The sequence below is a fragment of the Flavobacterium sp. TC780 genome (assembly GCF_056783245.1).
Map to the genome: position 1 here is coordinate 1 of NZ_JBXBAV010000106.1, position 20,955 is coordinate 20,955.

Sequence of the window (20,955 nt, forward strand, 5' to 3'; positions counted from 1 at the left end):
TTACATCTACTCGTTAAAGTTACGTATTGTTAAGGTTAATACATGCTCCTGTTGTTAGGGAGGCAGCACCTAGCTATGCACAAACCATACACTACGATGGCAAAGAATTTGAAGTTTCAAATGTAATTGCTTCGACTACCTTTTTAAATGGTGAAAAAGTTCTAAAAATTGAACGTGATCTAACAAAAATTCCATTCGATATAAACCATTTGGAAAAAACTGTTGACGAACCTACATTTCTTAAACTGAAGAATGTAGAATTTGAAAATGGTATAATTGAAATTAAAGTTTTGAGCCAATTACAAGATCCTTTACCTTTTAAGTTTTCAAAAGGTTTTATAGGGCTTGCTTTTAGGATTAATAAAGATAATAGTACCTACCAGTCAATTTATTTAAGGCCTAAAGCAGGCAGGTCAGAAAACCAATTAGAAAGAAACCATACTGTACAATACTATGCTTACCCAAACTATAAATTTGCTAAACTCAGAAAGAGGAATATAAAGGTCAATACGAAACGTATGCCAATATTGATTTAAACGAATGGATTACTATAAAAATAGAGGTCAAAGATAAAAAAGCAATACTGTACCTAAACGAACAAAAACATCCTTCGTTTATTGTAAATGAAATGTTAGGAGGTTTTAATGGCAATGGTGTGGCCCATTTGGGTAGATGTTGGTACAATAGGCTATTTTAAAGAGCTGAAAATAATTAAGACAAAATAATATGTATCGTTATTGATTGTTTTTTTGTTAGCGTTATCTATAATAATTTATAGTAAATTCTGAAATTCTTTTGGAGAAACTCCATATACATCACTAAATTTTTTTGCTAAAAAAGAAGAACTAGAGTAATTTAATTTATCTGCAACTTCTTCTTACTGTATATTGTTTTGTTTCTAAAAGTTTTTTAGCTTTTTCTAGTTTGCAATTATAAAAATACACTGCAGGAGATAATCCTAAAGTTTCAGTAAACATCTTTTTATATTTAGAAACAGACATTAATGCTTCAGTAGCCAAAAAATCAATCCCAGGAAATAATCCCTCATTATTTTTTTGCAAAAATTTTCTAGAAACGATTATTCTTTTTATATCATCATTAACTACTTTGCCAAGGATCATTTTTTTTTTCTTTAACTGCTCTAAATAATTATTTATTAATGCATAAATAAGCGCTTTAAAATTCATCTCATAGAATGGGCTATCTAGTGAAATTTTTCTAAAATTATTTATTAAAATCAGGCTTTGGTAACTCATTCTATCTACATTGATAATTGTACTTTGTTTTTAGTATCCAAAATAATATCATCAGTAATTTTAGAAATTTTATTTAGATATTCTCTTAAAGTAGTTTTTCCTATGATAATACAAATACCATAGCATCGGTATCTTTTTTAACGATATAATCTATATCTGACAGACCGGCTATCATTAAGAAATTATAATCTAATTTTCCGAATAGGGATGGCTTCTTTATTCAAAAAAAAATCTACATCAGAATTAAATAGAATAAAAATGTAAAACTACATAATCGTCAATGGTATTATTCTTATGTTTAAGGAATAGCGTCTCTTATTAACTTACGTCAATAAGCATTGCCGTAAGTTTTTTCTTATATATTTAAAATAAAATACGTCCCTTTATATATAGCATTATCCCCCTTTACAATGCTACCATCAATAACACCTCCCATAGCATTTGCTATCACTTCAAATCCATTTGGATTACTATCAAAATCATGTTCAATTACTTTCATAACCAATAATTACATCTTAAATGTACATTACATTTAGTAAAAAATGTAATATTTTTTTATATAATTTTACACTCTTTAATTATTCATAAAATCCATGTTTCTATGTATTATATAAACGGCAGGATAATTTTTTCGATCAGCGTAGAAATAACTGCTAAAGAAGAACCTGTTTGTGCACTAGTAACAATAACCAGTTCATAACAAACTCTATAAGTAGTATCATGTCATACCTGGAGGCGTTGGAGATGTAATCAGATTGTTTAAATCTAAACCATACCTTGGCAAATACCTCCTATATTTGCTAAAGCTGGCGCTACATCTCCCGCTTCACATGCAAAAACCAGTTTGTTACTACTGGTAAAACTTCCGAGGATTTGCCAAAATTCATTAAAATTACGATATATCTAGTCCTGAGAAAACGATACAGATTATTAGGAAAGATTTATTTTTTCAGAACTGATACAAACTAATCTTTATATTATTTATAAAGCATTGGAATTATTTAAACAGAAATCGATTACCGAACCACCTAGTGCTCCGTTATGTTTAAATGTTAACTCAGTAAACCATTCTCCACCTACAGTAATATTTCCCCCTATTGCTACTTTTCCACTGAAATTCATTTTATTATCAGTTATCTTAATATTCTGTTGGCAAGTACTATTGACTTTTAGCTGAATAGGTTTCTTGGCATTGGTCGTAAAGCTAAACTCTTCTCCAGCATCTGTTGCTGTAAAAACAATTCCTACATTCGTTACAGGGCGTGAAAAAACAATGGTTCAGATTGCTAGAGTCATTCCACTCCCTACCCAAAAGAATTAGCACTTGTTGAAGCATTACAAAAATTAAAACTCTGGCTTATAATTGGTATATTAGTATAAGTAACCGCCACTTCTTTTCCATTTATTATGTGTTTACCATTTAAAGTATGGTTTAATTGATTCTCTACATCACAAGTAAGATTCGTTATCAGTGGAACTTCAATATCCATATGATTCTTAGCCACAACAATAAATTCACAAGTAGCCCCTGCTATATTCAAAGAAAACTTAGCTTCTCCATCAGCAGAAGGAGTTCCTGAAATAGAAAATACCAGATTACCAGAACCCTTGTTAATAAAACCTGAAGAAAGAACAGCCGTTAATCCGGTTAAATTTGTTGATGAAATAGTAATCTCTCCTGGATTTAAAGCCTCTCCGGATTAGAATAAGGAATGGAAGCTGCTAGTTCCTGCAGCGATTGGGTAATTAGCAATGATCTCTTGATTTAAAACAACTGAACTACATTCTAATTTAATAAGAGTAGGTGCCAAAATACATCTGCTCCATTCTGAGCCATTAAAAAATTTAATACAATTCTGTTTCAAATCATAAACAATAGTTCCTTTTTTATATTTTTACCTGTAGGGTTCTGGGTGTTTTCTGCTTGATCAACATGAGGAAGTACTAAGCCCCAATTATTGTTAGGAGAATTGATATCGGGCTCCTTCTGGTGTATGAGTACCGATGCCACTCTGAGAAAAAACAGCAATAAAAACAAATAGATTTAATCCAGTAAGTAATTTCTTTATCATTCCTTTTAATTTTATATTAGTCCGTTTTGCTACCTATGTCCTAACTATGTTCTAATTTGAAAGCAAAAATAGACATACCCTTTTTTTAAAATAACTACTTAAAACCACAAAAGGAACACAACAAGCCATAATATGCTTTTATTTAATTAAAGCAATCTAGCTAATGGAGCCGTACTTTAAAAATCATAAAGTCAACTGAACAAAAAAATCCAATCATATTATTGATTGGATTTTTTTATTAGGACACAAGTTGTCGTTTTATAAAAGTAACTTATGATAGCATAATAACACGTATTATATGTAATGCAGCAACAGAAAAGGTTTCAGAGTATAGTCTTTTCACTAATTATATATCATTCTTTAATTCTCTCCTCTAAAGCTATTACTTGATTTTTTTGGAAATTAATTATAATTTCCAAAAAAATCATAATATGCTGCTGTTTGCCAAGGTATTATAATTAAGACCGTTGCTACCATTGGATAGGCCCAAAGTCAAATCAGTATCTTTAGCTCCTGCTATCTTAAAATAAATAAGGTCACCAGCTTGTCCAGATGCCGTTAAATTTATAGAATAAGTATAATAGTTGTAGTATAGATTTACTGGGTTAACCAGGGTTAATTCTGCAATGTCTAATAATATATCAGTTGGTCGTCTGATGGTGCTTTTCCACCTTGTTTTAATGCACTAATGAAAAAAGGGGTAACATTGGGAGAGGTTCCTGTACTGAACCATAGAAACGGAAAGAAAAAACATCGGTTCCTGTTTCTGGTAATTCTATACTTTCTATTATGACATTATCATCTTTTCATCAGTTTTATTTATCATTTTTTGGCCATACTACCCGTTTTACAACTGATATTATTGTCTCTATGAGTAAAACTATAGACCTGTCCACTGGCAGGCCGTATAGTGATAGTATCGGTAAAATTTATAGAAGCAACAGGATTTTTGCTGCTGTTATTGAGCCACAATTGTTTAGCTTCTGTATTTAGAATGTTTCCGTTAAACATACCAATCGAGGCAGATACGCTAGTTGTGTTGGGTGTTGGTTCCTGATTATAAACATATTCTATCGTATTGCTTCCTTCATACAACTTAACCTGAAAAGAGATTACGGCCGAAGTTGCATTACAGTACCATTTCCAGTTCTTCCATTCGGCAATAAAGATTCTATTGGGTGCCATACCTATAGTTTTGTATGAAAAAGTACCGCCTTCTCCATTCAAATCATCCCATAAAGGAGCCAATAAAGTTAAATTAGTATAACGGCTCAATGACAATATATAGCTATCATTAAACTGGTCAACAAAAGGATTATTAAACGAGAGCGTTCCATTAGAACTGGCATAAAAATCAGAGTAAAAATCACCTCCAAATTGAAAAGAAAACCCTATGGGCAGCATACTACTCACTCCCTGATCAGCACTAAGAGCAGGAACAACTGTTCCTCCGTTAAGATAAGTATAGGCAACGCTCCCACTGCTAAACCCATACGGAGTATTCCTATTGATTTGCCTCGCTTCCTGTGCAATACTCTTTATTGGAGATAGCGCTACAAATAGCACTAAAAAAATCAACCTTACTTTATTGTAATTGTATAAAAGATATTTCATCAAATAAATGCTTCTATTAATAGCTCTAACTTTTCACTTAATGTATGACTGCCATCAGTATTTAAATAAAAACTACATCGATTCAACATTTAAATTATGCTACATTATCCTAAAAAAATATTCATAATTTTTGTGAATGCAAAGTATATACTAAATAAGTAGAGAATAAAATATAAGGGTACGCACATCTACCCAATAGTTTTTTTTTAGAATAATTATCTAAAAACAAAGGCGTTTATTTTTTAATACCAAGTGAATTTGCGTAGCTAAACGGTCATAAAATCAAAAAAAATGTGATTTTAAACTTGTAGAATGTTTCAAAAAAAGGCATTTAACAGCAATATCGTCAAAAAAAAAACCTAATATCACTATCGGAGAATGTAAAAGAAATCTAGCTCTTTTTGTATACTTTAATTATATTAAAATCTGGGAGCAAAAAACAGTATTTAAAAAAAACTATCTTACAAACAAAAAAATCCAATCATAGTATTGATTGGATTTTTTATGGGTACAGTGTTAAATAAAAACGTAATAAACGACAATAGAAACATAAATTTTTTACTCTCAAAAAAACGTTATAGATTATACTTTCTCTCAATAACTAATTTTAGATCTGATATATGTGTTCTGAGCTATAATTTCATCTAACTGCCTTAAAAAGGTTTTAGCTTCATCTATTAAAGAAAAGGCCTTATTCATGACACAAAGGCCTTTTTTAATCAGACGATATATATCTTTTATTTTTTAGCTTCTAAAGCTTCAATTCTTTTTAGAATAAGATCGTTTTTTATTTTCAATTCTTTATTTTCTTCAGACAGTTCCTGCATGGCTTTAATCATGGGTGCCATTAAATCAGTATAACGTACAGAGAGCATTTTATCTTTAGTACCGTCTTCCTGAACAAGACCAGCATCTTTATAATTTACTGTTTGTAGTGTTTCCTGCAACTCCTGTGCAATAACTCCCCATTCTTTAGTTTTTAATTCGTTATTTTTACGAACATACTCTACAGGATGTAGCTTGTTAATAAAATCCAGTCCCAAAGGCATTGTTTTAATATTTTCTTTATAGCGTTTATCTGAAGTTACGGTTAAAGCCACCTGAGCAGACAATTTGGTAATATCAAAATTTCCAAGCCTTATTTCATTGCTGCTACCTACTCTAGCTCCATTACCTATTGCTGTGGTATTTGTAAACTCAATTGTATTGTTATCTATCATTCCTGCATCATACCCTATTGCTGTATTTCTATCTCCTGAATAATTATAGTTAAGGGCACCTATCCCCAAAGCAACATTATAAGATCCTGTTTTATTAAGAATAGATGAATTGTCTCCTATAGCAACATTATAAGATCCTGTTGTATTATTTAGCATTGTATTCTGTCCTGCAGCAAAATTATAAGATCCTATTGTGTTAGAGCCCAATGCCCCAGTACCAGTAGCAATATTATGCTCTCCTGTTATGTTAGATTCTAATGCCGAATACCCACTAGCAATATTACCACTTCCTTCTGTATTAGAATACAATGCGCGGAGCCCTGTAGCAATATTACCAGATCCTTTTGTGTTAGTATACAATGCAGAGTTCCCAGTAGCAATATTATTATATCCAGTGTTAAAATACAATGCCTTATTTCCAGTGGCAATATTATTAAGTCCTTCTTTGTTAGAGAACAATGCTTCATTACCAGTAGCAATATTACCAGACGCTATGTTAGAGTATAATGCCTTTTCTCCAATAGCAATATTAGAATCTCCTTTTACATTAGAGTACAATGCACCAACCCCACTAGCTATATTACGAGCTCCCGTTATGTTAGAGTATAATGCAACACTCCCAATAGCAATATTACCAACTCCTGTTATGTTAGATTCTAATGCTGATCTTCCACTTGCAACATTATCTGACCCTGTTAAGTTAGAATACAATGCTCTGTATCCAGTTGCAATATTATTATCTCCTGTCTCGTTAGTATACAATGCCTCCGTACCGGTAGCAATATTATAATTACCCTTTGTATTAAAGTACAATACCTTGGTTCCAGTGGCAATATTATTGGTTCCTTCTGCGTTAGAGTACAACGCACTAACACCAGTAGCAATATTATGCCTTCCATTTGTATTAAGATATAATGCTTCCTTACCAGTAGCAATATTATTGCTCCCTGTTTTATTAAAATACAATGCACCATCCCCAGTAGCAGTATTATTGCTCCCTGTTGTGTTAGAGGACAATGCCTTGTTTCCTGTAGCAACATTATTGCTCCCTGTTGTGTTAGAGTACAATGCTTGGTTTCCTGTAGCAACATTACTATTTCCTTCTGTATTAAAGTACAATGTACTATCCCCAGTAGCAGCATTAAAGCTCCCTGTTGTGTTAGAGTACAACGCCTTCTTTCCAGAAGCAACATTATAACTCCCTGTTGTATTAGAGTACAATGCTTGGTTTCCTGTAGCAACATTATTACTTGCTGTTGTGTTAGAGTACAATGCTTGGTTTCCTGTAGCAACATTACCATTTCCTTCTGTATTAAAGTACAATGCATTACTCCCTGTAGCAATATTATCGCTTCCTGTTGTATTATTACGCAATGCATTATCTCCATTAGCAACATTGTTTTTTCCTCTTATGTTAGCGTACAACGCTCCTCTCCCGCTAGCAATATTATTAGATCCTGTTGTATTAGAGCTCAATGCACTAGCACCAGTAGCAATATTACCAGATCCAGTTGTATTAGCCATCAATGTTTTTACACCTAAAGCAATATTATCAGATCCTGTTGTATTAGAGCCCAATGCCCCAGTACCAGTAGCAATATTATTAGATCCTTTTGTATTAAAGCTCAATGCCCCAGAACCAGTAGCAATATTACCAGATCCTTCTGTATTAGAGACCAATGCCCTAGTACCAGTAGCAATATTATCACTTCCTTGATTGTTCCTTAATGCATCGTACCCCATTGCAATATTATCCATCCCCTGTGTACTCCACATCAATGTGTTGCTCCCTATAGCTACGTTATTACTTCCTGTCATGTTTTCACGCAATGCATTGCTCCCAATACCAGTATTACTATTCCCACCTATATTTTTTTGCAATGCTAAGTATCCAGTAGCAATATTATTCTCTCCTGTAAGATTACTCATTAATGCATTAAGACCAGTAGCAATATTATGGCCTCCTGTTGTGTTAGCTGCCAAGGCATTAGTACCTAATGCCACATTATTTATTCCTGTATTTTTTGTTAAAGCATTTACACCAAAAGAGGTATTAATAGCACTCAGTTTACCCGCCTGCACACCTTTTCTTTTAAAAACAAGATCCACATCATTTGTAGTTCCTATAAAATCAGTTGACTTAACATCATTTCCTGTAAAACTCCAAAATATGATAGGTGAATCTGAATCTATTATTTGTATCCATTTTAAGGTTTGCATATTCCAGTAGTAATAACTCGGAATTACATCACTCGTAGTTGCTGTATTATAAACTGTTAAATAATTAGCTGGTGTAGGTATTGTGGTAACATCTGTAGTTCCTGTAAGTGCTACACGGGACAACAAAACTCCTTTATTAGTAAGGCGAACATCCAAAGCTGCTGAAGCATCTGGTGTGGTAGTTCCAATCCCAATTTGGGCATTTGAGCTATAAGTTATAAAAACGAAGGCAAAAAGTAGAATTTTATTTATCATAGATTCTATTTATTTAGAAAGTTAGTACTTAGTTTTATTTAATGAAATATAACAGGATATCAATTAAATAAAAACTACATTGATTCAACATTTAAATTATGCTACATTATCCTATAAAGAATATTCATAATTTTTGTGAATGCAAAGTATATGCTAAATAAACAGAAAATAAAATATAAGGGTACACACATCTACCCGCTTATTTTTTTAGAATAATCATCTAAAAATCAAGGTTTTGATTTTTTTTTATTTTTAATATTGAGTGAATTTGCGTAGCCAAACAGTCATGAAATCAAAAATGGTACGATTTTAAACGTGTAGAATGTTTCAAAAAAAGGCATTTAACAGCAATATCGTCAAAAAAATCCCAGCACATACCTGAATTTAATTAACGATAGAATTGTTTATGATCTGGTATTTATTTCCAAAATGACCATTCAGTGCCATTATAAACACACATCATTTTTTTATTTTTATCATAACAAATTGTTCCTGCCATAGGCTTAATAATATTTAAATGTGGCGAAGCTACTTTAGGTAGTATTAGAGCCTTATCAGTTGTTTCTAATACAAGTACCCCTTTACTGGGCTACTCAAAGCGCCTACAACTGTTCCTCCGGCTACTTCTGGAATTGCATCTTGTTCTGTTAAATTTACTGCTCCGGCATGTATAGACAAATCAACCCAAGCAGTACCATTATAATACATCACTTTTTTTTCAATAGCATTATAAATCAAAACTCCTGGAGACAAAGCTTTTCCTGTAGGTATTGTGGTTACCCAAGGTAAAACGATTCCAGCCTCCCATTCATCTCTGAAATCTACAATTCCCGATCCATCTACTTGGTGTTTACCAATAGCCATTTGGGCATTTGCTGTTAATCCTACTCCAAGATAGGATTATAAATACTATATTTTTCATTTTTTATACGTTTAATTTATATACTTATTTACCCTATCGTAAATTATTTTCAACACATAGCAACATAGCTTTTTTTTAACTGTATAGTAGACGTTTCACTTATTTACATAACGCATAGCTCTACTATGTGAAAAAAATGTGTTTCTTTTTGTGTTCTATAAATTTATAGAATCTATATAGATTAGAATTTAATAAATCATATTAGATGCTACCTCTCTTCTAAACTGAAAGCAAAATTACATATACTCCTTTTATTAAATCTGAAATTAAAGCCATAAAATTAGCACAAGAAGCCTTATTATTAGCATAAGAGATAATCATAAAAACATAGCTTTCTTTAGCTCAAATTAGGCGTTTCACTTATTTATAATACACATAGGTGTTAGATAAAAAAGCAAAAACAAACTACAATTCAATCAGCTCCATTAATTATTGTCAACACATGTTTGCTCAATACAATTCCAACTGATACCGTTGTACAATTTTAAACAATTGCTTGGCCGTATCAAAAACAAGCATCCCTTCAACGGGAACCGCAATAGCTAGTTTCTGGCGAAACAATTCTACTAATCACAAAACCTTTTTCTTTAGACTCTAAAACTAAAGCTCCGTTTCTTGGATTTATGGCAGGATGATTTTTTCGATTCAGCGTAGAAATAATTGCTAAAGGAGAACCTGCTTCTGTACCTGTATCAGCACCAGGTCTATAACAAATTCCACAAGTAATATCATCATTAACAACAATAGTCGCAGCAGGAGAATCACAATCGTATTTTACAGAATGATAATAGGCTGTATACGTGCCTTCTGTATTGACTGTTGAAGAATCTGTAACGATTTCGTTTTTTGAATCTTTCCAAATTATAACTGTACCTGGAGGCGTTGGAGATGTAATCAGACTGTTTAAATCTAATACCATACCTTGGCAAATACCTCCCTTATTGGCTAAAGCTGGCGCTACATCTCCCGCTTCACAAGCAAAAACCATTTTATTACTACTGGTAAAACTTCCTGGAACCCTTCCAAAATTCATTGAAATTCCCATACCATTATCTGTATTAGGATCAGGATCTATCGTATTTTTAAAAGTCATTTCAGTTCCTAAATCACTATTTAATAAGCTATAATTAGCAGAAAAATAACCACTCCACGGTATACCTTCTAAAAACTCAAAAGCTTCAAACGAAGGTTCTCTTTTTACTCCAACCACCAAATTAGGAGCTGTTCCAAGAACAAAACCTGGTCCACTATCAGATCCTTGCAAATAAGTATCCCAGCCATGTGCCAATTTGACTTCTTCTGTATTTCCTTCAGGTATAATTACATTATAATCCATAAAAAAATCATTCTTTGGGAAATCGTAAACATATTTTACTGTTAAATAGTACCTTAAACCATTTTTAACAGCCGTTAATTTAATTTCATTAACAAAATGTCCTGGAGTAGATTCGATAGCTCCTTGTTGTGTACTACTTACAACTTCCAATCGATTATCTGAGCCATATACAGGTACTAATGAACCACCTGTGAAATAAGTATCTCCCACAGCAAGCACTAGACCATGAGTACGTTCCCGGAACTTGATATGGATCGAAGTGCCATATACTAAATTATCACCACTACCATATATCTGACCTTTTCCATTTCTTCGAATTTGCATATTTGCAGTACCAGATAGAATAATCTTAAGCCCATCATTTGCATTTGTTCCCCCTGTTGGGTTTATTATAGTCTGTCCATAATAAACAACTCCATCACAACTAGCATCAGTATCATTACGGGTAAAACGATATACTTGTCCGCTTGCTGGACGTACATTAATAGTATTGGTAATATCTATAGATACGACTGGGTTCTCACTAGTATTATTGAGCCATAGTTGTTTCGCTTCTGCATTCAAAGTGTTGTCGTTATATATACCAATAGACGCTGATCCTGGCGTATTGGGTGTTGGTTCCTGCTTATAAACATATTCTATAGCATTGGTTCCTTCATATAATTTAACCTGAAAAGAGATCACAGCCCAATCCGCAGTATAATTCCACTTCCAGTTTTTCCACTCCGCAGTAAAGACCCGATTAGGAGCCATACCTTCCGTTTTGTATGAAAAAGCACCTCCTAATCCATTTAAATCATCCCATAAAGGAGCCAATAGTGTCAAATTAGTATAAGGACTCAATGTATAGCTACTATTGCTTCCGTCAAGAAAACTATTGTTAAAAGATAACGTTCCATTAGAGCTAGCATAGAAATCAGAATAAAAATCACATCCCAATTGAAAAGAAAACCCTATGGGCAACTTGTCACTCACTAGATCATCAGTACTAAGGGTCGGAACAACAGTACCTTCATCAAGATAAGCATAGTCACGACTCTCACTGCTAAAAGTATAGGGCAAATTATTTTTTTTTCGAGTAATAACCTGTGCTTCCTGCGCAACACTCTTTACAGAAAATAACACAACAAACAGCACTAAAAAAAACAATCTTACTTTATAATTGTATAAAAGATACTTCATAAAAAAATTAATATTACTAACTCTATTTTCAAGATTATAAAAGTGAGTAATTGTTAGTGTTTGGGCTACGTTCTAATTTGAGCTGCAAAACTACATATGCTTCTTTCTTTTACTTTTTAATAAAAATTATAAAATTAGCACCAGAAGACTTAATATATTTCTATTTGTTATGCAAAAACTTGATACAAACTCATTGAACAAAAACATTTTAACACATAGAAACATCGTTTTTTAATTGTATAGTAGGTAACTTATTTACAAAACACAGGACTGTGCTATGTAAAAGAAACACGTTTCTTTTAATATCCTTTAGCCATATATTAAGAATCTATGTGTTAGATGAAAAACTTCAATTCTATAGACTTCAATTAAAATTATATAGCTAATAAAATAATCTGTAATATCTTAAAACGCATAAAGCGATATAATAAAAAACCTTCGAATCAATATGATTAGAAGGCTTTGATCAGGAATAAATAGTTATTCTTTAAGTAAATTATGTATTATCAATTTTAGGAAAAACACCAAAGTGTTTTCTATAAACAGAGGAAAAATAAGCTGTATTATTATAGCCTAATGTATATGACAAGTCGCTAATTGAGTTAAAATCCCCATTTTCTAATAGTTCTTTGGCTAATTCTAATTTTTCAATTTTAAAAAATAAAGCGGGGCTTTTTCCATATATGTTTTTATACAAACTTGTAAATTTAGAAACCGACATATTCGCAATTTCAGCTAATCTAATTATTCCTGGAAAAGGCATCAAAAGATCAGCTAATAAAAAATTCTGACTTTTCATAACAGCCGCAACATCTTTTTCAAGCAATGATCTCATAGTAGAACTATCATCTCTTAGTCTTTCATAAAAATAAGCCAGTAAATTATAAGTGGCATTTTTTAAAAGAAACTCATAATTAAAGTCCTCCATATTGTGCTGCTTCAGATCATGAAGTACCACTTTGCTCCTACTATCAATATGACCGTAAAAAAATATTTTTTTCTTATTGTTATCAAAAAAAAATTTGAATTTTTTTTCAATCTTTTCTTTTTCGAAAAAAGCTTTAACAGTCTCTTTTTTTATGAATAATCTAAGTGAATACGCCCTATCTCCTACTTTAGCATCATATGAACTGCTTATTTGACTATCTACAATTCCAAAACCAAGTTTAGAGGTATAGCCGATTCTATGTTTTGCATCATTTACCATATGACTATTAAAACTATCACTCAAATCATAATATATAATCCAAAATTCCTCCTCTGACTTTAATCGGGTAAATCGCATTTCTTTTTGTAAAACTGCATCAATAACTACTACAGATATATCTGGGGAAATTTCTGTAAAATAAAGAGTTCCATCTACTACTTCTTTAGGGAAATGCATTACATTTTCATCAGTTATGGTGCATCCCAATTCATCAACATATTTTTGTCGCCAATGGGGGGTTAAGGTATAAGTATGCTTAAATTCTGGCAATAAACTATCCATATAATTTATAATAAATTCTGATATTCTTTTGGAGAGATTCCATATACATTAGTAAACTTTTTTGCCAAATAAGAGGCACTGGAGTAATTTAATTGATCTGAAATTTCTCCTACTGTATATTGCTTTGTTTCTAAAAGTTCTTTTGCTTTTTTTAATTTACTATCGTAAAAATATACTGCTGGAGACGACCCAAAAACTTTAGTAAATAGCAGTTTATACTTAGTTGGTGACATCAGTGCTTTGGCAGCCAAAAAATCAATACAGGAAATACTTCTTTGATGTTTTTTTGTAAAAATTTCTTAGAAACGATTATTCTTTTTATATCATCATTAACAACTTCACCAAGGATTGTTTTTTTTGTCTTTAACTGCTCTAAATAATTATTTATCAATGCATAAGCAAGCGCTTTAAAGCTCATCTCATAATACGGACTATATGGTGCAGTTTTTCTAAAATTATTTATTAAAACCTGACTTTGGTAATTCATTCTGTCTATGTTAATAATCGTATTCTTTTTAGAATCGAAAACAATATCATCATTAATTTCACAAATCTTCTTTAAATATTCTCTAAAAGTAGTTTTTTTTATAATGATATAAATACAATACAAATTGGTTTCTTTTTCAATGATATGATCTACATTTAATGCGCCATCTACCATCAGAAAATTATAATCCAGTTTTCCAAATCGTGTTCTTCTTTTATTTATAACAAGATCTACATCTGAATTAAACATAAAGAAAGCAAAGCCACAAAACTCGTATCCGTATTATTCTTATGTTTTAACAATAACGTTTCTTTATAACTTACGTCAATCAGCATCGCTATAATTTCTTCTTCTATATTTAAAATTAAATGTGTGCCTTTATAACTATCATTATCCCCTCTTATAAAATTACCATCTACAACACCTCCCATAGCATTTGCTATAACTCCAACCCAATCGGGACTGCTGTCAAAATCTTGTTCTACTACTTTCATAAAAAATAATTATACCTTAAATGCAAAAAATACATTTTTATTTTTTTTTCTTAAATTATAAATGCACTTTACATCTATTTAAAAAAACATTCTTTTACCATTATAAGCTTGTTGGGTACAATTACTTCTGGTCTATTCATTTTTATTTTATCGCAATAGCCGCACTGGATGTGCCGACAAGGGGCATGATGGTGACTTTTTCGAATCCCGCTTCTTTAGCCCATGACTCAAAATCAGCTCCTGTAAAATCAAAAGCATCTCCAAATTCGATTAACATATTGAGGGACATAGTTAAACCGAAAACATTCTTTTTGCGTTCATTGTCAATAATAGCTTCTATAACAATAAAAGCACCGCCTTCAGGTAAAGCATTATAGGCTTTTTTAATCAGCATTTTTTTGTTTTCAAGATTCCAATCATGCAAAATCATCCCCATAGTTATGACGTCTGCTTTAGGAAATTCATCAATAAAAAAATCGATTGTACCTGTTTTTATCTTATCCTTTAATCCGTGTGCTGCTATGTTTTCAATAGCAAGTGGCTCCACTAGTGGCAAATCATATGTAACACAATCCATATGCGAATTGTATTTGGCTACCTGAATAGATAAAAGACCAGCTGCTCCCCCCATGTCACAAAGTGTTTGGTATGGAGAAAAATCAAACTGGTTTGCAAAAGTAATAAAATTCCCAATAGATATCCCAGACATGGCATGTATAAATTGTTTTAACCGCGCTGGTTCTGAATATAGTTCCTCAAATACGGACTTCCCATTGTATTTTATTTCATTCTGTGGTTTACCTGTGAGCAGAGCTTCATCTAAATCAGCCCAAAATCGGAACAGTCGGTCATTTGCCATTTCCAGAATTCCTCCTATATAAGAGGACTTTTTTTTGTCTAAAAAAATAGCTGCATCAATCGCATTAGAATATCGTGCATTGTCCCAAATTCCATTCCGTTCCAGAAAACCCAAGCCTGTTAATGCATCTAGAAAATCATATACATGACGATCTGTGCATTGAAAAGATAAAGTTTCTTTAATTTCATTAGCAGTCATAGATTTTTGACATGCTAAGAAGGTGAAAAGTTCAAATTTTACAGCAGTCAGCAGCACTTTGGAATTCCAAAATCCTGTACCAATTTGCATAATTTTTTGGGGAGTCGGTTGGTTGGCATCATCTTTCATCTTTACTATAAGTCAAACCATTGGATGTAATTATTTCGTTTTTTTGCTACACTTATGTTATTACCTTTTTATAATACTGCTCTATGTATTATAAATAAGTAAACCAGCTGCTTTTAATAAAAAAAGCACTATTTAATATGTTGAAAACAATTGTATTTAACAACATAAACCACTACTAAACAACATTTTACATCACTAAGTTATAAAAAAACTTAATACCTTCCTTCATTTATTATCAACTTATTCAAACAGTTACAATAAAGCCAATTTTAAAAATTGTCATGAACACAAATAAATACTCCCTAGCCTTCAAAAAAATCTGTTAGAGATACTATTCGTTTTATATGCTTTTTAAGTTGCTAATTAATAGCTCCTGCAAGAAACAGGATCAACATACCTAACTAAAAAACAACATATTACATTGAAAAATTAAAAGAAAAAAGATTCTATAATTACACTAATTACAAGCAAACATGTTAAGAATAGCATTTTTTAAAAGCAATAGATTAATTAAATGAATCATAATTTTTCTATAATTTGTCTTTTATCTGCCCCTTTAGAAAAGTTAAAATCCCTATATTTACTTTTTAGCGCACAAAATTACGTTGAACAAATAGTGAATATCTATAACGTAACGCCAATTAATTTTAAGCAGTCAAGATGGGAAAACATACCATAACAGAAGAAATAGTTTCATTAAAAGATAATCCAATACCTAATAACCTAATAAAGAAAGCTGATTTATTACCTGATCCGCAATCTCAATTAGATTCTACAAGAAGGAAAGAAAGACCTATGCTAGATTCTAGTATTCCGTATCGAAATTTAACAGATGCTGCTAGTAAAAAAGAAAGTATTGGGCAACTCATCAATAAACTAGATGTTGAAACTAATATTAGGTATCAAAGAACTCCAGAAGATACGTATTGTAATGTGTACTCCTACGATTATTGCTATTACGGCAAAGTCTATCTTCCTACAGTTTGGTGGAAAGGTGAGTCTTTAAAAAAAGTATTGCAAGGACAAGAAGTTGAAGCTGTTTTTGGACAAACTGTTGACCGCATTTACTCTAGTGCAATACATGATTGGTTTTTAGAATGGGGCGCTAGTTTGGTTGGGAAAGAATGCATACTGTTGATGAAATTCAAAATAAAGTAAATACCAATGGCGGAATTGGAATAATTTGCGCTAAAAGAAGGCAAAAAGGACTCTCTGGACATATTGTTCCCGTTGTTCCCGAAACAGATTTACATAAAGCCTATCGCGAGAATGGCATCGTAGTATACCCGCTCCAATCGCAAGCGGGAAAGGAAAACCATAACTACTTTTCTGAGGAGAGAAAAGATTGGTGGAATGATGAATTATACTCCTCTTATGTGCTTTATTACCACGAATAAATAAAAACAATCCCTTTGATTGTTTAAGAATTAAAATACTTACTGATTACCAAAGCATTACATAGTTGCAAATCACATAAAAAAGAACTAGATTTGCAACTTGGAAAAAACATGAATAGCCAAAATTAAATTTGAGCTATTCATCCGCTTAAATTATTGATATAAAAGCAATTAATGACAATCGTAATTTTATAACTTCATTATAAAATTTTACTTTTTTATCAATCTTTCAGTCGATACAAATGCAAGTTTCTGAGGACAAAATATAAATTTCTACAATTTTAAAAGTAAAATTAAACTTTTTTAATGGATGCATCTATTATGTTAATCCATTACAAGTTGTTTTGTCCCTGTTTTAAGCAGATTAAGCTCGTATATCCAAATAAGAATAAAGGCTTTAAAAAATTTTAATTAATCACATAAAAGACAATTAGTATAAATGAAAAACACACCGACAAAAAAGTATCTTATTGGGGCATAGGATTAGAGAATGAAACCTACTTGCAATTTACCGATCCCTTAATAGTCACTGGTGCGTTTATACAAGAAAAAATTGGCTTTGAGAGATATAGTATTGACTACAGAAAATGCTATAAACCAGATAGCTTGGCTCCTGTATTGGAAAAAGCTTTTAATTTAAATGAAAACTATCAAGTTAGCAGAATGATGAATAGTCATTCGCTGGAAAAACTAGATATCAACTTTCAGCACAAAACATTAGCAGAAGCAATTCAATTAGTTGATGCCCCTACTGCTGAACCTGTACAGCCAATTGAAAATCCAGAATACCTTGGTAAATCAATCATGGAGCTTTTCCTTGAGGAGCAACCCTATAATATTCAGAGCATGATTACCCAAAGGAATAAAACAATGGGTTCTGTACATTTTGATGGTGATTCTATCGAGTTTGTAACCAAATATTTTGAAAACAGAACAGTAGTTGATTCCTGCAAAGAATTAAAAGCAACCAAAAAATTATTCATTGATAAAATTAATGAATCGGCTGTACTAAAAGAAAAATTAGATTTCCCAGATTACAACAATGGACTTAATATGTTTATGACCAATCAGGAAAATCTGGTTTTATTTAATACTGGAACCTATCATTTTCATATTACTTTACCAACATTAACTGAAGACAGCAGGATTATTGATTACAATAATTTTGAAAAAACACATGCTAATGCTATTTATCTCTTGCAATGGTTTGAGCCCTTCTTTATAGCAACTCTAGGAAGTCCCGACATTATGGGAGTAATTAGTGATACATATAATTTAGACAAAAATTTTACTCTAGGTTCTATGCGAAATGCCATGTCACGTTACATAGGCGTAGGAACGTATAACAAAGCCATGCCAAAAGGCAAAATTCTAACCTATAATGTAGATGATTTTAGAAAACTGCTGAAATTTGAAAAAGAGGAAAACGTCTGGTGGCGTGATCAGATTGAAGCAGACATGCAATATGAAATGCTTTCGGAACTGGGACTTGATTTTAATCAGGAGAAAATGTACCAAAGTGGTTTCGAATTCAGAAGCTTTGATGAGTTTCCAACGGAATACTTAAATGATGTGCTTCAATCAATTCTTCTAATTTGTGAGCATTCCTTAAACCTGCCTAATGTACAATGGGGGCATGATAGCATTGCTTGGAATAATCTCGTTGTAAAAACACTAAAAACAGGTTATTTAGCCGAAATTAATGAAGCTGAAAAAAACGAAATTTTAGATTTATTACAGCTATTAAATCCTGCTGATAGTAATTACAATACACTGAAATCTGAATTTGACGCAATCGTAATGCTAGATGAATTTTTCTTTAAGATTTTAGAAGTTTTACATCACCTATACAAAGACAACAATGTTTAGCCTGGATGCGATGTACGGACAAAAAACAAGCACTGCACCAAAATGGGATAACTTTAATAAATACCAAATAGAAAAGCATTTTCAAAAAATAACTTCAATAAAAATGGACTGCGAGTTGGTTTAAAAATTCAAATTCCTGAAGGTTTTATTGATAAACTGAGGAATCTTTAAATAATTTCTATTTAAAATAAGATACAAACTTGGATTAGATTTTTTAATTAAAGTCTGATCCAAGTTTTTTTGAGTTTATATTTAGATTAGCGAAAATTCATAACTTGTAAAAAATTTATATATTTATTAAGTTAGCTACCATTATAAACCAAATATTCATCTATGAACATACTTCCGAATTTTGATATAAAATCAGATGCAAAAATATCAAAGGAATTCTTGAAAAGAAACATCTTAACATTTCATCAAGCAACGGAATACATTCAAAATTTAGATTACGGACGTAACGAAAACAAAGATGATTTAAGAACACTTTTCTCAGATAACAAAGGAACTTGTAGTACCAAACACGCTATCCTAAAGCAATTAGCAGATGAAAATTCTTTTAGCTATATTAAATTAATACTTGGGATTTTCAAGATGAGTGCCACCAACACACCAAAAATTGGAAATACTTTATCAAAAAAGAATCTGAAGTATATTCCAGAGCGCATAATTACTTAAAATATAAAAACATCATTTTCGATTTTACTAAACAAAATTCATCATCGGCTGACTTTGAAGATGATTTACTTTGAAACCGAAATTCAACCAAACGAAATAAGCCAACATAAAATCCAAATGCATAAGAATTTCTTAACAAATTGGCTTAATGAAAATAACAACATTAACTACTCTCTTGATGAACTTTGGGAAATCAGAGAGCAATGTATTCAAGATCTATCAGAATAAACAAAATAGCTTATTGAGATTCGAGTTTTAGGCTGGCTTCAAAGTAGTTTTGTGTTTAATAAAAAAATATGCATCTTTAATCTCCAAAAAACGCCAAACGCAGAACTTCAGCAAATGAAATGTCTAATAAAAAAAATATTTCTTAAAACCTTTTTTTGTTTTTTTATTATTCTTCTAATAGCCTGCGAAGGAAAAAAAGAAGAAAATCCCTCCTATTGGGATGAAGGTGCTGGAACTACCTGTGGGAAAGTTGCACTTAACCTTAGCAATCCGTATAACCTGCAGATCATCCTCGAAGAAGCCAAGATCCCGGTATTGGTGGATGCGGGTGTGGGCACTGCCTCCGACGCGACCATCGCCATGGAACTGGGCTGCGACGCGGTGCTGATGAACTCGGCCATTGCCCATGCCCAGCAACCAATCATGATGGCCCAAGCCATGAACCACGCCATCGTCGCGGGCCGCCTGGCCTACCTCGCCGGGCGCATGCCGAAAAAACTCTATGCCAGCGCCTCTTCGCCGCTGGATGGTCTGATCAAGTAAGAGCTATTGATGACTGAATCGAACGAAACGCCGAACACCGTGGAAGAGGGCGACGAGTCCAAGCACCGCCCGCATCGAGACTGTGATGCGCGCCGCCGCATGACCGAAGGCCAGCAAAAGGGCCTGGAACAGGGCACGCCGCTGTTCGTCTGTGCCCTGGCCGATGCGCCGGTGGACTATGACCAAGTGCTCGGCCGTTCGGCCCCGCGCTCCCTGGAAATCGGTTTCGGCATGGGCCATTCCCTGCTGGAAATGGCCGCAGCCGCGCCGGAGCAGGATTTCATCGGTGTGGAAGTGCACCGTCCAGGCGTCGGCGCACTGCTCAAGGGCGTGCTGACCCAGGGCCTGAAAAACCTGCGGGTCTACGACTGCGACGCGATTGAAGTGCTCAACCGCTGCATCGCCGACAACAGCCTCGACCGCCTGATGCTGTTCTTCCCCGACCCATGGCACAAGGCCCGTCACCACAAGCGCCAGTACGTCCAGGCGTCCTTCGCGGAACTGGTGCGC

The 20,955-nt window shown here is 32.8% G+C and carries 21 protein-coding genes and 1 pseudogene; 8 read left to right on the plus strand and 14 right to left on the minus strand.

Annotated elements, in window-relative coordinates:
* The first annotated feature begins 26 nt into the window (after positions 1–26).
* Positions 27–536 carry a hypothetical protein gene (locus tag AC1RYN_RS11490; protein WP_481807065.1) on the plus strand — a complete coding sequence of 170 codons (510 nt, stop codon included), beginning with the start codon at positions 27–29 and terminating at the stop codon, positions 534–536.
* Between the two features lie 236 nt (positions 537–772).
* On the opposite strand, the pseudogene AC1RYN_RS11495 reads toward AC1RYN_RS11490, so the two are convergent.
* The 14 genes and pseudogenes from AC1RYN_RS11495 to AC1RYN_RS11560 form a co-directional block, all read right to left on the minus strand.
* Positions 773–835: pseudogene (locus AC1RYN_RS11495) on the minus strand (hypothetical protein); the annotation flags it as partial.
* A gap of 25 nt (positions 836–860) precedes the next feature.
* On the minus strand, positions 861–1,187 hold the full coding sequence (locus AC1RYN_RS11500) for a helix-turn-helix transcriptional regulator (protein ID WP_481807066.1): 327 nt from the start codon (positions 1,185–1,187) through the stop codon (positions 861–863).
* A gap of 424 nt (positions 1,188–1,611) precedes the next feature.
* The gene (locus AC1RYN_RS11505) at positions 1,612–1,755 is read right to left on the minus strand and encodes a hypothetical protein (RefSeq protein WP_481807067.1); all 144 of its coding nucleotides are present in this window, start codon (positions 1,753–1,755) and stop codon (positions 1,612–1,614) included.
* A gap of 482 nt (positions 1,756–2,237) precedes the next feature.
* A complete protein-coding gene (locus tag AC1RYN_RS11510) occupies positions 2,238–2,378 on the minus strand; it encodes a hypothetical protein (RefSeq protein ID WP_481807068.1) in 141 nt (46 codons plus the stop codon).
* Between the two features lie 182 nt (positions 2,379–2,560).
* Entirely contained in the window at positions 2,561–2,797 is a 237-nt protein-coding gene (locus tag AC1RYN_RS11515; protein ID WP_481807069.1) for a hypothetical protein, read from the minus strand.
* A 1,353-nt stretch (positions 2,798–4,150) separates the two neighbouring features.
* Complete coding sequence (locus AC1RYN_RS11520) at positions 4,151–4,942, minus strand: hypothetical protein (protein ID WP_481807070.1); 792 nt, start codon at positions 4,940–4,942, stop codon at positions 4,151–4,153.
* Between the two features lie 737 nt (positions 4,943–5,679).
* Positions 5,680–8,637, minus strand: a complete 2,958-nt coding sequence (locus AC1RYN_RS11525; protein WP_481807071.1) for a tail fiber domain-containing protein — start codon at positions 8,635–8,637, stop codon at positions 5,680–5,682.
* A gap of 564 nt (positions 8,638–9,201) precedes the next feature.
* On the minus strand, positions 9,202–9,501 hold the full coding sequence (locus AC1RYN_RS11530; RefSeq protein ID WP_481807072.1) for a hypothetical protein: 300 nt from the start codon (positions 9,499–9,501) through the stop codon (positions 9,202–9,204).
* A 581-nt stretch (positions 9,502–10,082) separates the two neighbouring features.
* Entirely contained in the window at positions 10,083–12,077 is a 1,995-nt protein-coding gene (locus AC1RYN_RS11535) for a hypothetical protein (RefSeq protein WP_481807073.1), read from the minus strand.
* A 496-nt stretch (positions 12,078–12,573) separates the two neighbouring features.
* Positions 12,574–13,566 (minus strand): helix-turn-helix domain-containing protein, encoded by a 993-nt coding sequence (locus tag AC1RYN_RS11540; RefSeq protein ID WP_481807074.1) that lies wholly within the window; start codon positions 13,564–13,566, stop codon positions 12,574–12,576.
* A 5-nt stretch (positions 13,567–13,571) separates the two neighbouring features.
* On the minus strand, positions 13,572–13,799 hold the full coding sequence (locus tag AC1RYN_RS11545) for a helix-turn-helix transcriptional regulator (protein ID WP_481807075.1): 228 nt from the start codon (positions 13,797–13,799) through the stop codon (positions 13,572–13,574).
* Positions 13,799–14,302: a hypothetical protein gene (locus tag AC1RYN_RS11550; protein WP_481807076.1), complete on the minus strand. Its 504-nt coding sequence runs from the start codon at positions 14,300–14,302 to the stop codon at positions 13,799–13,801. Before AC1RYN_RS11550 ends, AC1RYN_RS11545 begins: the two co-directional genes overlap by 1 nt.
* The gene (locus AC1RYN_RS11555) at positions 14,284–14,547 is read right to left on the minus strand and encodes a hypothetical protein (protein ID WP_481807077.1); all 264 of its coding nucleotides are present in this window, start codon (positions 14,545–14,547) and stop codon (positions 14,284–14,286) included. Before AC1RYN_RS11555 ends, AC1RYN_RS11550 begins: the two co-directional genes overlap by 19 nt.
* A gap of 142 nt (positions 14,548–14,689) precedes the next feature.
* Complete coding sequence (locus AC1RYN_RS11560; RefSeq protein WP_481807078.1) at positions 14,690–15,733, minus strand: methyltransferase; 1,044 nt, start codon at positions 15,731–15,733, stop codon at positions 14,690–14,692.
* 660 nt (positions 15,734–16,393) lie between these two features.
* Here AC1RYN_RS11560 and AC1RYN_RS11565 point away from each other — a divergent pair.
* The 7 genes from AC1RYN_RS11565 to trmB form a co-directional block, all read left to right on the plus strand.
* Entirely contained in the window at positions 16,394–16,891 is a 498-nt protein-coding gene (locus tag AC1RYN_RS11565; RefSeq protein ID WP_481807079.1) for a hypothetical protein, read from the plus strand.
* A complete protein-coding gene (locus AC1RYN_RS11570; protein ID WP_481807080.1) occupies positions 16,858–17,130 on the plus strand; it encodes a hypothetical protein in 273 nt (90 codons plus the stop codon). Before AC1RYN_RS11565 ends, AC1RYN_RS11570 begins: the two co-directional genes overlap by 34 nt.
* Positions 17,131–17,736: 606 nt before the next feature.
* Entirely contained in the window at positions 17,737–18,999 is a 1,263-nt protein-coding gene (locus tag AC1RYN_RS11575; RefSeq protein ID WP_481807081.1) for a hypothetical protein, read from the plus strand.
* Positions 19,000–19,332: 333 nt separating this feature from the next.
* On the plus strand, positions 19,333–19,674 hold the full coding sequence (locus tag AC1RYN_RS11580; protein ID WP_481807082.1) for a hypothetical protein: 342 nt from the start codon (positions 19,333–19,335) through the stop codon (positions 19,672–19,674).
* 60 nt (positions 19,675–19,734) lie between these two features.
* Positions 19,735–19,902: a hypothetical protein gene (locus tag AC1RYN_RS11585; protein WP_481807083.1), complete on the plus strand. Its 168-nt coding sequence runs from the start codon at positions 19,735–19,737 to the stop codon at positions 19,900–19,902.
* Between the two features lie 114 nt (positions 19,903–20,016).
* A complete protein-coding gene (locus AC1RYN_RS11590; protein WP_481807084.1) occupies positions 20,017–20,445 on the plus strand; it encodes a hypothetical protein in 429 nt (142 codons plus the stop codon).
* A gap of 9 nt (positions 20,446–20,454) precedes the next feature.
* Positions 20,455–20,955: tRNA (guanosine(46)-N7)-methyltransferase TrmB (gene trmB / locus AC1RYN_RS11595; protein ID WP_481807085.1), on the plus strand; the 501-nt coding region annotated here is incomplete at its 3' end.